Source organism: Paenibacillus cisolokensis (assembly GCF_018403665.1).
GTDB lineage: Bacteria > Bacillota > Bacilli > Paenibacillales > Paenibacillaceae > Paenibacillus_AH > Paenibacillus_AH cisolokensis.
The window spans coordinates 1-15,007 of sequence record NZ_BOVJ01000192.1; the positions used below are offsets into that span (position 1 = coordinate 1).

The following is a 15,007-nucleotide window of genomic DNA, read 5'->3' on the forward strand; positions in this document are numbered from 1 at the left end:
TTCGTTAGATCGTGAATGGAAGATAGGAAGCCTTAATCGAAGCAATCGCAATTTGTTTCATTTTCTTCAAAATCAACCACACTCCCTGCAGATTTCTCATCTTCGTCATCCCGAAATCCACCTGCGTTTTCTCACCCATTCCATTGGAGGGTCAGGAATCGCTTCATGCTGCCCCCGCCGCATGGATTTAGGGATGCCATACATGTTTCGAAGTTCCCGGGCATAGCTTCTTACGTTACTTTCCCCGACTCGAAGCTACGAGTGATGTTACTTGAGTTGTCTTAGCGACTGTACTCCCGTTTTGGCAGCCTTCCAAATGTCGCCAAAATGCCGTTTTTATAGTAGAATAGACTAGACCAAATGACCTAGAACCTTCATCATTCTTCAGGGAAAATTTTTGGAGCACAAGATTCACACAGTGGTTGTTGTCCCCTGTTTTCGGTAATGACGATTACCCTAATCAAATAATGACTATGAAATAGTAAAACTCTTGACTAAATGAACATAGAGGCGGGTGAAAAATGGAAGCGGAAGTAAAAAGGATTCGAAGCAAGAGAAGAAATGGGCATCTGAAATTGAAGCTGAAAATGAGAAGTCCAACCCTATTGGCAAACTGCTGTTATTGTTGGGAACTGTCATATTTTTTGTCAGCATCGTCGTCACTTTGTTTGTAAATTCGAATTATTACCCCGCAATTTTACTGGGACTTATTGTTGCAGGATTTGGTGAAGTCATAAATTTACTGCAAAAGATTTACGTGAACACGAAGAAATGAGCAAATCCCCCATCCGATGGGGAACTCCGGGGAAGATAGTCATGAGTGATTTTGTAGATCAAGTTAAAAATCTAGCCAAACGAGTAAAAAAGCTTAAAGATAGCATTCTGACAGAAGAAGCAACAAAAACATCTGTCATTATGCCGTTTTCCAAGCTCTTGGATATGATGTTTTTAATCCTGAAGAATTCGTTCCGGAATTCACTGCTGATGTAGGGATAAAGAAAGGCGAAAAAGTCGACTACGCTATTCTGCAAAATGGACACCCTATTATTCTCATTGAAGCCAAATCAATTCAAGAGCGACTAGAAAAGCACGATTCCCAACTATTTAGGTATTTTGGTACTACAACCGCTAAGTTCGCCATACTTACAAACGGAATTGTATACCGCTTTTACACCGATCTTGATGAACAAAATAAAATGGATAAAGTCCCCTTCTTTGAATTCAATATTTTTGACATTCGTGATCATCAGATATCGGAGTTGCAAAAATTCACAAAAAATAATTTTGATGTCGAGCATATCATTAACACTGCATCTGAATTAAAATATACAAATGAAATAAAGCAGTTTCTTAAAAAGCAATGGGACAATCCCAGTGATGATTTTGTGAAATTCATATTGACTGATATCTACCCCGGCCTAAAGACTAAACAAGTAATTGAACGATTTAATGGAATTGTACAAAAATCCTTAAAACAATTCATGAACGACCTCCTAAACGATAAATTAAAATCTGCTTTGGAAAATACCAATCTTGAGAGTGATTCATCTGTTGAAGAGGTTGCAGCGACCACTGAACAGACAAAAAATGAACCTGAGATTATAACTACTCAAGAAGAATTGGAAGGTTATATAACAGTTAAAGTTTTATTACAAGATACAATTGATGCCAATCGAATTTTTTATAGGGATAATCAAAGTTACTTTAATATTTTGCTCGATGATAATATACGTAAGTGGATATGCCGCTTATATTTAAACCGAAATAATAGTAAATCAATAGTATTCAACGATGAGAACAGAACAACATATCCAATAGAATCGACATCGGATATTCTCAAGTATAAAGCTGACATTATTCGGGTCGCAAAAAGTTTCATTTAATAGATGATATATAAATAAAGTGGCTGTCATGAAAGGGAACTGCCCCCTGCAAAGTGGACAGCGCAAAAACAAAGCAGCCTTGGCCCGAAACTCCATCGGACTGAGGCTGCATCTTTCGGACCTATTTGCATTCGAAACATAAAAATCCTTTTAATTACTGCTCCTCCTTTATACTACGCAAAATGAGATACAGCACATACATAATCAAAGTAACTATCGCGATGTGGTAAATTAAACGCGCGACATCTAATTGATATATCGGATAATAATCATCTATCGTGCTACTCCCCCGTAGTTCCCACAAGGGAGCAAACTTTTCAGTAAACCATAACCGGAACCCTGACTACGCCTACGATAATTAAATAAATGATCAACAGTATGGGTTTGCTCTTCATTACATGCAGCACCTGTTCCTCAGCGGAAAAGATAAAACGTGGCAACGATCCGAAAAAAAAAGAAGCCGCTCATGCAACCCGGAATCGGATCGCAAAAACGACTTCGCCTTTGTGGCCTTCGCCTCCGGACTTCCGCGAGCGGTACCCCGTGCTCTTCCGTCAGGCTCCGGACATGTGCGGTTCAATCGATACCCGGCGCTCGGGCCAGCCTCTTAACCGTCGGTCAATGACCCGAGACACGGAGATACGGCTATTCCAATTCCCTCACGGGCCAGCCTCTCAACCGTCGATCAGCGATGAAGAACCGGAGGTCCGAAGATCCGTAGATCCAGAGATCCCGAGTATTTCATTTCATTCATCCTCTCTCCTCGGCCTTCCCCTCCGAACCTTGCCCGCATATTCGCTGGGCGTCAGCCCCGTGTAGCTTTTGAAGCATTTCAGAAAATAGCTTTTATTCTCGTAGCCCAACAGCTCCGCCAGCTCCTCCACCGTGCTGTCCGTCTGGTCGATCAGCTCCTTCGCCTTCTCCATCTTCGTCCGGGTGACAAATTCGACAAAGTTTTCGCCCGTCTCCCGCTTGAACAGCCGGCTGAAGTAGCTCGGATTCAGGTGGAGGTGTTCGGCCACTTCCTCCTGCGTAATCCGCCGGTGCATCGAACGGAGCACATACAGCTGCGCTTCCGTGATTTCCTTTCGCTGCGGCTGTCGGTAGATATGCTCCACGACAGGAAGCATACGGTACAAAAACGAAACGACCTGCTCCCGAAGCTGCTCCATCGTCTCCGCCTCCAGAACCGACTGATGAAGCACCTCAGGCGAATCATCCGATTGAAAATGCTGCAGCGATTTGAACTTGAGCTGCAGGTCGAGCATTATCTTCAAAAACCATTCCTTCACGGCTTTCGGATGGTACCGCTCCCGGGTAATCAGTCCGGTCCAATGACGGGTCACCGTCTCCACCCGGTCCGCCGCCTGCTCCAGCACAGCCTGCTTCAACTGCTCGATCGCGGCAGCATAATAAGTGAACAAATCTTCCGTCGCGAAGGTTACCGGGCTGAATTTCGCAATTACACCGCTCCCCGTATAAAACCTCGCCTCTTCCGAGCCCCCGAGCAGCTCGATCATCCGTGTTCGGAGCGACCGGACGTCCTTCCCGGATTGACCGATCAGGAACGTCGCACTAATATTCAAATGATGAAACAGCGCACGCTGAATCGTCCGCAAAGTGTCTGCCGTCTCGACGAGTTCACTTACGGACCGTCGAACCTGCTGTATCGGGAACAGAAGAAGGAGCCGTTCGGGCGACGGCCGGAAAATGACCGCACCAGGCTTGCGGATCAGTTCCTCCATCACATTCTCCACGGCAAACATCATATTATCGGCCGAGACAAACCGCTTCCGGGTCTCCTCATACCGGTCAATGAAGCAAACGACCGGCACATACGCATCATTCCCGAGCCGAATGCCGTACTCCCTGGCCTGCTCCGCCAACTGCTCCGGAAACAGCAGAGGATGGTACAGCAGCGTACGCAAAAACTGATCCTTGATGGCCGAACGGCTCTCTTTCGTAATCTGCTGCAGCCGCTCGACCTTTCGGCTCTCCGTCAACGATTGTTCGAGCTGTGCGGCGAATTTGCGAAGCATCTGAACGATGTTCTCGATCTCGATCGTTTCCTTCAAAATATAATCGTCCACATGAAGCTTGACCGCTTGCAAAGCGTAGTCAAATTCATTGTGGCACGATAGAATCGCCACCTTCAGCCGGGGACAGTGCTCCTTCACCCTCTCGATCAGCTCCAGCCCGTTCATATGCGGCATGCCGATATCCGTAATCAGAATGTCGGGAGGGAACGCCTTGGCCGCTTCGAGCGCCTTGACTCCATTTTCGTAAATCCCCTGGACCTTCATCCGAAGCGATTCCCACGGAACCGCCTTCCGTAAAAAATCAAGAACCGGATAGTCGTCGTCCACCAGCATGACGTTAAGCATGGCTCTCCCCACTTTGCAGCGGAATTTGCATCGTAATGGTCGTTCCTTCGCCGGGCCGGCTGTCAATGCGGTATTGAAACCGCTGCCCGTAAATCAGCCTGAGCCGCTCAAATACATTATTCAGGCCGATACCCGACAACCCCTCCGCCGCTTCCTCACCGGGCACGGCGGCCTTCGCCAGCTTCCTTTCCAGCCGCTCCAGCTCCTCCCGATCCATGCCGCGCCCCGTATCGCTGACCTGCAGCACCAACCGATCCTCCTGCTTCCAGGCCGAAATCGATACCGTCCCCGGATAATCGCGGAAGCCGTGGATGAGCGAGTTTTCCAGAATCGGCTGGATGATGAAGCGCGGAACCTCCGCCAGAGCCGTGTCGGGCGCGATATCCGTCTTCAGAACGATCGGCTCGGCAAGCCGGAAGTTCATCAGCCGGAAATAATGCGCGACCGTCTCCACCTCCTCATGCAGCGGCACAAATTCATTATTGCGGTTGATCGTCATCCGCAGCAAGGAGGAAAGCGAACTGATCAAGGCCGCATTCTCGTCGTCGCCCTTCAGCTTGATCCGCATCCGGATCGAATTGAGCACATTGAACAGAAAATGCGGATTGATCTGCGCCTGCAGCATTTCGAGCTCCGCTTTGCGCTTGCGGCTCTGCTCGAGCGTCACCTGCCGGATCATCTCCTCGATGCGGTCCAGCATTCGGTCGAAAGAATGGCCGAGCCGGCTAATTTCGTCGCCGCCCTGAATGCGCGTCCGAATATTCAGGTTCCCGGCCTCCACCTGAGCAACGACGCGTCCAAGCCGGTACACCGGCTTCGTGAACTGCCGCACCAGCGTAACGAGGATAAGCAGAAACACGGCAAAGAATACGGCTTGCAAAATAAAGTTCGTCCCCTGGACCGTATTGATCTGCGCGACCGCAGCCCGGTACGGCACCATGCTGACCAGCATCCAGTCCGAGAACGGAAGCTTGCGATGGAGCAGCAGGTAGTCCTTCCGATTTACGGTAATCAGCGTGGCCTTGTCCTTGTCGCTTAACTGCCTGAAATGGGAAAAGGGCTGTCCTATCCGCCGCGTATCCGCATGCGAAAGGATCGTCCCTCGGGAATCGAGCAGCATATGCTCCTGTTCCGCTATTTTTGCGCGAAATTCGCTGATCCTCTCCTCGCTCAAGCTGACGATCAGATAGCCGTACGGTTCGGAGGAGAAGCTCTTGATCGTCTTGGCGATCGTAATGAGATATTTGCCCTTCTCCCGGTCTGTGGCGAGATAGGATGGGTGGGTGCCGATCCAATAGGTGGCGAAGGAAGGAAGCTCCGTCAGCTTCCCGAACCACGGCTCCTGAAAGAAGCGGCTCGGATCGTAATCGAGATGAGAGTAGTTCGTGTAGCTCGTGCCGTCGTTCAGCAAAATTGTAATATGCGTCTTCTCTCCGGGAAACGAGATGTTCTCCAGCTTTTCCGTGATCTTCCTGGCGTTAAGAAAATGTTCCACAGAACGATCCTCTCCGCCTACCCGGCTCTCGTTCCACTGCTGCATGAGGATGGACCCGATTTCACTGTCGAATTGAATGTAGTTGGAAACATAAAGCATCTTGTTTACGGTATTGACAATGTACCGGTCCATCACCTCCAGCGTACCGAGGGCGTTATCGATCGCATGGCGCTTGACGACGGCCTCCGTGTTGCGGCTGGAGACGATCAAGGTGATAGCTGCCGGCAGTAAAAGGCAAATAATGGAGGACGCGATCAGCTTTTGACGCAAGCTCAGTTGACGCAAGCTCTTGGGAAGCTTCATAGATTATACCCTCTTACTCGTCGGTTGGATGGAAGCGGGGAGCAGACGCCCCCCATGCTTACACTCTACCATCAAAACGAACGATCGGGCTATTATTTGTTGGCGGCGACGATCTTCTCGATCTTCTCCGCCGCATTCGCGAGCGACTTGTCGATGTCCTGCTTGCCGAGCAGCATCAGCTCGAACTCCTCCGAGTAGGCCTTGTTGATTTCCTCGGTGTACGCTACCGGCATTTGTCTGGTAATCGGCTTCGAATTGTTCAGCGTGTACATCAGCGATTCCTTGTCCACCATCTCCGGATTTTTCGATGCCTGAATCAGCTCGTCGATCGCCGCTGCGGTGTCTTCCTTCTTCCAGGAGGACAAATATTTCTTCATCATCGGAATCCCTTCGGTAGTAAAGAAACGCAGGAACTTATAGGCTTCTTCCTTATGCTTGGAGATGGATACGACGCCCACATAGTTCGCATTCATGAAGGAATAGCCGTTAGGGTCCTCCTTGTTGTTTTTCGGCATCGGGGCGAAAACCGTCTTGAAGCTGGCCGTAAATTCGTCGCCGCCTCCAACCTCTCCGATCATCCACGAGCCGATCGGCATCATGCTCGCCTGTTGATTGAAGTAGAGCGGGCGGTACGTCAGCTTCTGCGAAATAATATCGACATAAGGCGTCGCCGACTTATCGACGAGCTCCGCTTGATAACGGATTTCCATGGACTTCCTTACACCCGGGTGGTCGAGGTTGACGGTGTGGTCGGCGAGCACAAGATCGTTTTTCTCCGGCTGATTCCATAAGCCAAGCAGGAAATAGTCGATCCAGTTATGGAAATACGTGCCGTACCGTTTCGTTGCGCCTTCTCCCTTGGTCATCTTTTTCGCATATTCGAGGTATTCGTCCCAGGTCCATTCCGTCGGAACGGGCAGGTTGGCTTCGTCGAGATGGTCCTTGTTCAGGATTACGAACCATTGCCGGAACGTGCCCGGCAAGCCGTAATACTGGCCTTCAATCGATGTATCGATTTTGTACTCCTCGCCGTAATTGAGACCTTCCTTCTCCATCAGGCCGTTCAGCGGCTCGAGCAGACCGTTGGCGGCGCGCTGCGCATAACTGCGGTCATCCGGCAGCAGGATCGCGTCAAGCTGCTCGCCCGAGGCGGACAGCAAATCGATTTTCTTCACATTATCTGCCGCATTCGCTTCATTCAGCGGAACGAATTCGACCAGGATGTCCGGATTTTTCTCTTGAAACTTGGCAATGATCGGATCGAGATCCTCCTTCTTGAAGGAGATGCCGTCCGCATGGAACTTGATGGTAACCGGCTCGCTCCGGTCGCTGCCGCCGGACTGCCCGCCTTGGTCCGAAGCAGCCGGTTCCGAAGATGACGAGCAGCCCGCCGTAACCGATACCGCCAATGCCAGACTTACGAAGAAGGAAGTCCATCTTTTTTACCCATTGTCGCTTATCCCCCCGTTTTGGATTGAATGCGCTTTACTCTTCGTATTTATCGTATCAGGAAGACACCCCGAATGAAGTCCAATTATTTGACCAGTTCGGAATTTTTTGACTTCTCTTCGCCCTACCCCTTAACCCCGCCGAGCGAGATGCCTTCAATGACCTGCTTCTGCCCGATTATGAAAACGATGAGCAGCGGCACGATCGCGATGACCGAGCCGGCCATGATCAGAGAATAAAATTCGCCGTACGCGTCCGCGAACTTGCGGATGCCGAGCTGCAGCGTCAGCAGATGCTCCGAGCGCAGGAAGATAAGCGGATTCTGGTAGTCGTTCCATGTCCAGATAAAGCGCAGAATGCCGTAGGTGGCGATGGCAGGCCGCACCAGCGGGATCGCAACCGTGAAAAGATGCGGATGTGCCCGGCGCCGTCCATTTTGGCCGCCTCCATATACTCCTTGTTGACGCCAAGAAAAATTGCCTCAGCAAAAACGTGCCGAGCACGCTGAAGCTGTTCAGCAGAACAAGCCCGATATGCGTGTCGAACAGCTTCAGCTCCCGGTAAATAATGAATTGCGGAACGAGAATGGCCTGGCTCGGGATCATGTATGTGGCCAGGACGATCAGGAAGGCTGCGTCCCGCCCTTTAAAGTCGATCTTCGCGAACGCATAAGCCGCCATACAGGAGAACAGCACCGAGCACAGCGTCGTCAGCACGGTAACTTTGATCGAGTTCCAGTAGTACAGATAGAGCGGGAATTTCCCCATCCATACCTCTTTATAATTTTGCGCCGCCTGCCATTGCTTCGGAATCCATTCGATCGGATATTTGAAGACGTCGGCCTCCGGCTTGAAGGAAGTCGACACCATCCATAAGAAAGGAAGGAGAAACGTCAATCCGACGACAAAGAGCAGGGCGGTCGCGATTGCCTTGCGTATATCCAGCTTGCGGAATGCCACCTTGCCGCACCTCCTAGTAATTCACCCATTTGCGCTGGCCGTACCATTGAATGAGCGTGATGATAAAAATGGTGAAGAACAACACCAGCGCCATCGTCGAGGCATAGCCCATCTTCAGATGGACGAATGCGGTCTCGTACAGATGAAACACCACGACAGAGGTGGAGTTCGCCGGTCCGCCCCCCGTCAGCACCTGAATGATATCGAAAACTTTAAACGTGCCGATAAGCCCGGTAATCAAGAGAAAGAAGGTCGTCGGCGACAGCATCGGCAGCGTAATGCTGCGAAACTTCTGCCACGGTTTCGCGCCGTCCATCTCCGCAGCCTCGTACAGTTCCGCCGGTATGGCCTGCAGTCCGGCAATATAGATAATCAGGTTATAGCCGATCGACACCCAGATCATGATCATCATGATAGAGGGAAGCGCGAAGTTGACGTCGGCGATCCATTTGGGCGGGTTATCGACGCCGAGCGACATCAGCATATGGTTGACCGGACCGAATGACGGGTGGAACAGCACCTGCCACACCATCGCGACGGCGATGATGCTCGAGATGTAAGGCATGAAATAGATGACCTTGAACATGTCCTTGAAATACACATATTTATTGATGATGATTGCGAGCATAAGCGACAGGGCCAACGTCGCCGGAACGACGAGCATAAAGACGATATTGTTCTTCATCGACTTCCAGAAGACGTCGTCCGCAAGCAGGCGCTCGAAGTTGCGCATGCCGATAAACTCGATTTGTTTGAAGCCGTGAAGAAAATTCCATTCCGTAAAGCTTAAGAAAAATGAGGCCAGAATCGGCAGCAGCGTCATGATCGAAACCCCTATCATCATGGGCGCGATGAAAGCGTAGCCGTACAGGTTCTCAAAAATTCGCTGCTTGTTGAACCGCGGTCGCGCACGGCTCGGAACAGATGGAGAATCCGGCTGAGTCTGCATGGAAGTCACCTCTTTCGTCATGTATTTCATTAATCCAGGGGCCTTCAGATCGGAGAGCAGCTTCTCGCATTCCGTCGTTCCGCGGCAGCCGTACTTCTCCGCTGCAGCGGCGGCCCTGGTTCAAGGTTGCGGTTCCTTTTTTAACCACCTGTCTAAAAATGCGTAGGCCCAGTTGCGGATCGGATCCGGAAAATCGTGCCCCGACGTCCCGATGACCGCTTGCAGCCGATCGCCGCAGCCCAAATATTTATAGAGCCGGTGCAGCTCTGCCGCCGCTTCGCCGATCTCCTTCCAATGCGGCATATATTGGTCCTGCTGCGCAATCCAGCAGAAGAACGGCCTCGGGGCGGCCAAGGCGGCGATTTCATGAAAATCGAAGGAAAGCTGATCTGCGCGGAGCAGCTCTGTCACCTTTGGGATGTGCGTGAACCAGTCGCGCTTTCCCCAGCGATTCGGGTCCGGATCGCCGTGGAAGGTCGACAGTCCGCAGCTGACGACGACGGCCTTCACCCTGGCATCCATGCCTGCCAGGAAGTAGGCGTTGTAGCCGCCAAGCGAGTGCCCGATCGCGCCTACCCGCTCCGGGTCCACCTCCGGCAGGCTGCACAGCAGGTCGAGCCCCTGCAGATGGTCGGCCAGCATCTTGCCTACCGCCGACCATTCGGGATATTCGGCGTCAAACGCGGCGGTATGGAAATATTCAGCGTCTTCCGCCTTCCGTTCTCCTGCCGTAATGGTATCCGGCGCAAGGACGACATAACCGCGGTCTGCCAGCTCCAGCGCATACCTGCGGCCATCCCGGCCCGAAGCAAGGGCGATATCGCCCTTGCCCGCATTCGCCGTCGAATGCAGAGCCATGACGGCCGGCAGCTTCCAGGACGGATGCGCATGCGAGCCGTCCGCGATGTGCGGCACCAGCAAATATGCCGTGACCGTATCGCCATGCACCGTGTCGTAGCGGATATGATGGCGGGTATGCGATGCTTCGCGTGCGGAAGCCAGCCGCGTGAAGCGGACAGGCACCCGGTCCGGCAGGCCGCCGAGCAGCTCCAGCCACTGCTTGCGGATCGCTTCGCGCTTACGCTCCCATTCCGCCGGGTCGGCAAGTCCTGCGGTTAGCGGCGCAAGCTCTTTCCGGTATGCGGCGGCCATGGCTCAACCCCGCAGCCGGACGGCCTTACCGCTCGACCGGCTTTCATTCGCCGCTTCGATAAACCGGATAATTTCCCACGTTTCGCTCAGCGCTACCGGGGAGCGGCCGGTCCGGAAGAACGCCATGATCTGCTCCAGCAGGCTGGCATAGTACGGCTTGTCATGGGCATAAACATCGACCGGGCGGGAGCCCTTCTCCCGGTGGACCGTCGCGCCGAACGTCATGTTGCCGCAGCGGCTGCCGCGCACGGTGCCGATGCGGCCGTCCTCCCAGATTCCCGTCACGACATCGTGATGCGCTGTCGTAGCGGCCGTTACCGAGACGCAGCCCAGGCCCATGAACGTATACAGCATCTCCACGCTGTGGATGCCGTACCAGAACAAGCCCGGCTGTGTCGGCTGCAGCTCCATCGGTCCGTAGCAGTCGGTGCCGATAATCGGGCCCGCTTCATCATCGGCGGCCGCCTGCTTCACGCCTTCCGCGAAGCGGAGCGCGGAGCTGCTCATCACCGGCACGCCGTTCGCCTCGGCAAGGCGAATGATCTCCAGCGCCTCGCCGGCGTTCACCGTGAACGGCTTATCGATGAAGACGGGCTTTCTGTAGCGGACTATGCGCCGGAACTGCTCCAGATGGACACGGCCATCGACCGACTCGAGCAAAATGGCGTCGCACTGCTCCGCCGTTTCCTCCGGCGAGTCTACGATCTGCACGCCGTACTTCTGCCGCAGCTCCTCGGTGAAGCCCTGCACGCGGGAGCGGCTCAGCTCGAAATCGTCGGAGCCGCCGGGATAGGCCGCAATGACGGTGCCGTCGGGCACATGATAGCGATGGCCTTCATCGCTCAGCAGCTCGGCGAAGGCCGTCGCATGCGATGTATCGAGACCGATCATGCCCAGCTTCAGCTTGCTTGTCATCGTCATGGACTCGCCCTCCTATCGCTTTTCGTAGAAGGAGGCGACCTTGCGAATGCCCGCGATCATGTCGTCGATGTCCTTCTCCGTGTAAAATTCATTGACCGGCAGCCGCACAGCCGTCTGCAGAATGCTTTCCGCGTTAGGACACAATCCCCGCTCATACGTAATTCCGGTCAGTTCGAACGGATAATGCGAATTCGGATAAGCGGTCCTTTTCTGAAATAAAGGCTGCATATAGACGACGTCCGGAATGTATCCCTCCATATTCGGAATGCCTTCGGCCTCCAGCGCCTTGCAAAATTCCGTACGCGTACACGTCAATTCGTCGAGGTTCAGCCGGAACATGTAAAACCAGTAGGTGCACTCGTTGCCTGGCTCTACATGGTGCGCCTGAATTCCCGGCAGCCGGCCGATACCCGCCGTAATGCGGTCGCCGTACTGCCGTCGGCGCTCGCAGATGCCGTGAAGCTTCTTCAGCTGAGCGATGCCGACGGCGCCCTGCAGCTCCGTCATCCGGTAGTTCGGCGCCAGATAGTGCAGATCTCGCTGGACGCTGCTGCCGAAACGCTGGTAGTTTTTGTCCGCAAAGGCATGCGTCACATGATAATCGGCCTCCTCCCCGGAATTGACCGTTACCACCCCGCCGTCGCCGGTCGAAATATGCTTGAAGTCGTTCGTGCTGAAACAGCCGTAATCGCCGATCGTGCCGACCAGCCGTCCCTTGTACTTCGTCAGGTAGCTCTGCGCGCAGTCCTCAATGACTTTGAGGTTATGCCTGCGGGCAATCTCCATGATCGGGTCCATGTCCGCCGCATTGCCGGCCAGATGGACGACAACGATGGCCTTCGTCCGCTCGGTGATCCGCGCCTCGATCGACTGCGGGTCCATATTGTACGTATGCGGGTTCAGGTCGGCGAAGACGGGAATCGCATTCTGATACAAAATGCCGATCAGCGTCCCCTGGTCCGTAATCGGACTCGTAATGACTTCGTCCCCGACCGATACGCCGGCCGCGCCGAGCGCGACATGGATCGCCGCCGTCCCGGACGACGTCGCCACACTGTAACGGACGCCGTATATGTCGTTAAAGCTTTGCAGAAACTGCTTCACTTTTCCGCCGAAGTGATAAAACAGCGTGTTCTGGTTCAACGCCTCGACCAGCTCCGTTACCTCTTCGAAGCCGAAACGTTTGCCCGTCCCGAACGGGGTCGTCTTTACCTTGCTGCCGCCGTGAATCGCGAGCGGCTCTCTGTTCGTCAGCATTCCGCTTCCTCCCTTGTTAAATGATGGACTTGCTTAATGCATGGCACGCCGTACCGGTAAACGATTCCCGGCGATTGTATCGACTCCGGAGCTTCGCTCGTCGGCAGCCACACCGCGACGGGCTCGTTGACGGTCCCACGCTCCAGCCGCACCTGTCCGGCCGCGTCGATTCCGGTCACCCGCATCGTTCTTCGCGCCCGCTGCCAGTCGTTGATCTGCTTCGAGGTCCAGAACGCGAAGCCCATCTGTCTCGCCTTCCCGACGACCTCGCGGATCGCTTGACGCACCGGCTCCAGCCGGTGAATGTGAATTTGGTGAAACAGGAAATGCGCGACGCCCCCGACCTTCGCCACCTGCTTAAGAAACGGCTCGATCACCGTCGTATCGGACAGGTTCGGATGGTTCAAATCCTGGGTCAAAAAGCCAATTTCCAGCACATCGTACCTCCGGTTCCCTTCATCGCACCAAGCGATAGGGAAATACGGGTGACACGTCCCGAACAGAAACCCGACATTGCCCCGCTTTGTCGGTCCCCTCGTCTGATCGGCAGCGATGCCGTTCGCCTCGCACCAACGGAACAGTTCTCCCCAGCCTTCGTAGCGCGTATAGTGATTTTTGTTGGAGACCACTCGTGCCAGTCCGGTCGCCGACTGCACCCATTGCCGCTGACGCGTAAATTCCTCAAGACTCCATATGCCGTTCTCTTTCTCCAGCGCGTTGTAATGCAAGGCCAGCTCATGGCCCTCCGCCAGGACCCGTTCGTACACCTGCGGCGAATAACCGGGCTCGATCATGCACCATGTCGACGGAATCTGCAGCTTCTTCAGCACATCGAGGGTAACGACAGCCCTTTCGTCCTCATTAAAATCGCTGTCGAACGAGATGAGCGCCACATGCCCGGTCCCCTCGGGCCAGTAATCGAGCAGCGGAAGCGTCCGGTCCTTGGCCAGCGCGCAACGAACCAGATGCGCCATGAGCGCTTCCCGCCAATAATCGGCATGCGGGTAGGCAAAATAAGGCATGCCCGTCGCCGTCTTCTCGCGGTCCCATTCCCAATCGAGCTCGATATCGTCATCCGCCTTCAGAATGCCTTCGTCGATGTCCGCCGTTCCGTCCGGAGCCGGAATGCCGTCGTGCAGCACCGGCCTTGTCCCCTGCTGCAGCTGGACGACCGTGGTCGGAATATCCACCGCCCAGCGGTGAATCGCGCCCCGGCCGACGGCAAAGGTCTGCAGCGCCGGGCCGACGAGCTCGCCTTGCGGCGACGATGCGTGAAGCGCTCCGATCGCGCCTGCGCCCGCATCTTCCGCATGCCACGGCTGAGCGGACAGGCAGCGCAGCGGCGCCGGCACCGAACGGAATTCCGGCAGCCGGGCATATCCCGCGCCGGTGCGCGGCCGCTGCCGGCAGCCGAGCCGCCTGGCGAGCAGCCCCAAACCGCCGTATGCGATTAACGTTCCACCATGCTCGGCGTACTGCCATAGCCGCTCCGCCGTCTCTTCATTTTCCGGAACGACCGAAGCAATCACGATGTCGAACCCGCGGTCATCCAGCGCGCGGATATCCGTTATGGTCTCGAACGGCGCACCCGCATGCTCGAGAATTTCCTCTATATAGCGCTCGAACACATTCAAGCCGTAGCTGTGAAGCCGCTTCATCGCCGCTTCGTCGATCAGAACGCCCAATCTCGCCAGCTTCATCCCGTCACCTTCTTCTTCGCAATCGTCTTTCTCTTACCCGTATTGTACCGGGCTTCCGGGACGGCTCATAAGAAACTCCGTTGACCGATTTGAAAATTTTTGACCTTAAATGCAAAAAAGATGACCCCGAGCAGTTGCGGAGTCATCTTCCTATACGACAGTAAAACAAAAAAACCCCTTGCGTAACAAGGGATTTCGGTGTTTTGGTTATGGTGCGGTAGAGAGGACTCGAACCTCCACGGGCGTACGCCCACTACCCCCTCAAGATAGCGTGTCTGCCATTCCACCACTACCGCACATTTATGAGCTGTTGCCCCTTCGCCAACCACATTTGCTTCATTATAATATGAAGCAAATGGTGAGCCATGAAGGACTCGAACCTTCGACACCCTGATTAAAAGTCAGGTGCTCTACCAACTGAGCTAATGGCTCATGATGTATATCAGGCTGAAACCACATGTCAGTTGGAGGAGTTCATGGTGACCCGTAGGGGATTCGAACCCCTGTTACCTCCGTGAAAGGGAGGTGTCTTAACCCCTTGACCAACGGGCCACA

The 15,007-nt window shown here is 53.9% G+C and carries 9 protein-coding genes, 3 tRNA genes and 2 pseudogenes; 2 read left to right on the top strand and 12 right to left on the bottom strand.

What is annotated here, in order from left to right; translation table 11 throughout:
* The first annotated feature begins 514 nt into the window (after nucleotides 1–514).
* Nucleotides 515–775 carry a hypothetical protein gene (locus PACILC2_RS23105; protein ID WP_213531134.1) on the top strand — a complete coding sequence of 87 codons (261 nt, stop codon included), beginning with the start codon at nucleotides 515–517 and terminating at the stop codon, nucleotides 773–775.
* A 41-nt stretch (nucleotides 776–816) separates the two neighbouring features.
* Nucleotides 817–1,883: pseudogene (locus tag PACILC2_RS23110) on the top strand (type I restriction endonuclease).
* A 746-nt stretch (nucleotides 1,884–2,629) separates the two neighbouring features.
* Here the strand turns inward: PACILC2_RS23110 and PACILC2_RS23115 are convergent.
* From PACILC2_RS23115 to PACILC2_RS23170, 12 genes and pseudogenes are all read right to left on the bottom strand, one after another.
* Entirely contained in the window at nucleotides 2,630–4,267 is a 1,638-nt protein-coding gene (locus PACILC2_RS23115; protein ID WP_213531136.1) for a response regulator transcription factor, read from the bottom strand.
* Nucleotides 4,260–6,065, bottom strand: a complete 1,806-nt coding sequence (locus tag PACILC2_RS23120; RefSeq protein ID WP_213531138.1) for a cache domain-containing sensor histidine kinase — start codon at nucleotides 6,063–6,065, stop codon at nucleotides 4,260–4,262. The genes PACILC2_RS23115 and PACILC2_RS23120 overlap by 8 nt, the downstream gene beginning before the upstream one ends.
* A 92-nt stretch (nucleotides 6,066–6,157) precedes the next feature.
* Nucleotides 6,158–7,474: an ABC transporter substrate-binding protein gene (locus PACILC2_RS23125; RefSeq protein ID WP_213531141.1), complete on the bottom strand. Its 1,317-nt coding sequence runs from the start codon at nucleotides 7,472–7,474 to the stop codon at nucleotides 6,158–6,160.
* A gap of 164 nt (nucleotides 7,475–7,638) precedes the next feature.
* Nucleotides 7,639–8,458 (bottom strand): annotated as a pseudogene (locus tag PACILC2_RS23130) (carbohydrate ABC transporter permease).
* A 28-nt stretch (nucleotides 8,459–8,486) separates the two neighbouring features.
* A complete protein-coding gene (locus tag PACILC2_RS23135) occupies nucleotides 8,487–9,422 on the bottom strand; it encodes a carbohydrate ABC transporter permease (protein ID WP_213531143.1) in 936 nt (311 codons plus the stop codon).
* Between the two features lie 120 nt (nucleotides 9,423–9,542).
* On the bottom strand, nucleotides 9,543–10,574 hold the full coding sequence (locus PACILC2_RS23140; RefSeq protein ID WP_213531145.1) for a dienelactone hydrolase family protein: 1,032 nt from the start codon (nucleotides 10,572–10,574) through the stop codon (nucleotides 9,543–9,545).
* Between the two features lie 3 nt (nucleotides 10,575–10,577).
* Complete coding sequence (locus PACILC2_RS23145) at nucleotides 10,578–11,489, bottom strand: Gfo/Idh/MocA family protein (protein ID WP_372447213.1); 912 nt, start codon at nucleotides 11,487–11,489, stop codon at nucleotides 10,578–10,580.
* A gap of 18 nt (nucleotides 11,490–11,507) precedes the next feature.
* Nucleotides 11,508–12,752 carry a DegT/DnrJ/EryC1/StrS family aminotransferase gene (locus PACILC2_RS23150; RefSeq protein WP_213531149.1) on the bottom strand — a complete coding sequence of 415 codons (1,245 nt, stop codon included), beginning with the start codon at nucleotides 12,750–12,752 and terminating at the stop codon, nucleotides 11,508–11,510.
* Nucleotides 12,746–14,452, bottom strand: a complete 1,707-nt coding sequence (locus PACILC2_RS23155) for a hypothetical protein (RefSeq protein ID WP_213531151.1) — start codon at nucleotides 14,450–14,452, stop codon at nucleotides 12,746–12,748. The genes PACILC2_RS23150 and PACILC2_RS23155 overlap by 7 nt, the downstream gene beginning before the upstream one ends.
* 210 nt (nucleotides 14,453–14,662) lie before the next feature.
* A tRNA-Leu gene (locus PACILC2_RS23160) sits at nucleotides 14,663–14,748 on the bottom strand.
* A 60-nt stretch (nucleotides 14,749–14,808) separates the two neighbouring features.
* Nucleotides 14,809–14,884: transfer RNA gene (locus PACILC2_RS23165), tRNA-Lys, on the bottom strand.
* A gap of 45 nt (nucleotides 14,885–14,929) precedes the next feature.
* Nucleotides 14,930–15,004, bottom strand: a tRNA-Glu gene (locus PACILC2_RS23170).
* Nucleotides 15,005–15,007: the final 3 nt, after the last annotated feature.

What these genes read in the sequence shown, in the direction of transcription:
- PACILC2_RS23115 (WP_213531136.1), bottom strand. Translation starts at nt 4,267, where the DNA reads ATGCTTAACGTCATGCTGGTGGACGACGACTATCCGGTTCTTGATTTT.
- PACILC2_RS23120 (WP_213531138.1), bottom strand. Translation starts at nt 6,065, where the DNA reads ATGAAGCTTCCCAAGAGCTTGCGTCAACTGAGCTTGCGTCAAAAGCTG.
- PACILC2_RS23135 (WP_213531143.1), bottom strand. Translation starts at nt 9,422, where the DNA reads ATGCAGACTCAGCCGGATTCTCCATCTGTTCCGAGCCGTGCGCGACCG.
- PACILC2_RS23140 (WP_213531145.1), bottom strand. Translation starts at nt 10,574, where the DNA reads ATGGCCGCCGCATACCGGAAAGAGCTTGCGCCGCTAACCGCAGGACTT.
- PACILC2_RS23145 (WP_372447213.1), bottom strand. Translation starts at nt 11,489, where the DNA reads ATGACAAGCAAGCTGAAGCTGGGCATGATCGGTCTCGATACATCGCAT.
- PACILC2_RS23150 (WP_213531149.1), bottom strand. Translation starts at nt 12,752, where the DNA reads ATGCTGACGAACAGAGAGCCGCTCGCGATTCACGGCGGCAGCAAGGTA.
- PACILC2_RS23155 (WP_213531151.1), bottom strand. Translation starts at nt 14,452, where the DNA reads ATGAAGCTGGCGAGATTGGGCGTTCTGATCGACGAAGCGGCGATGAAG.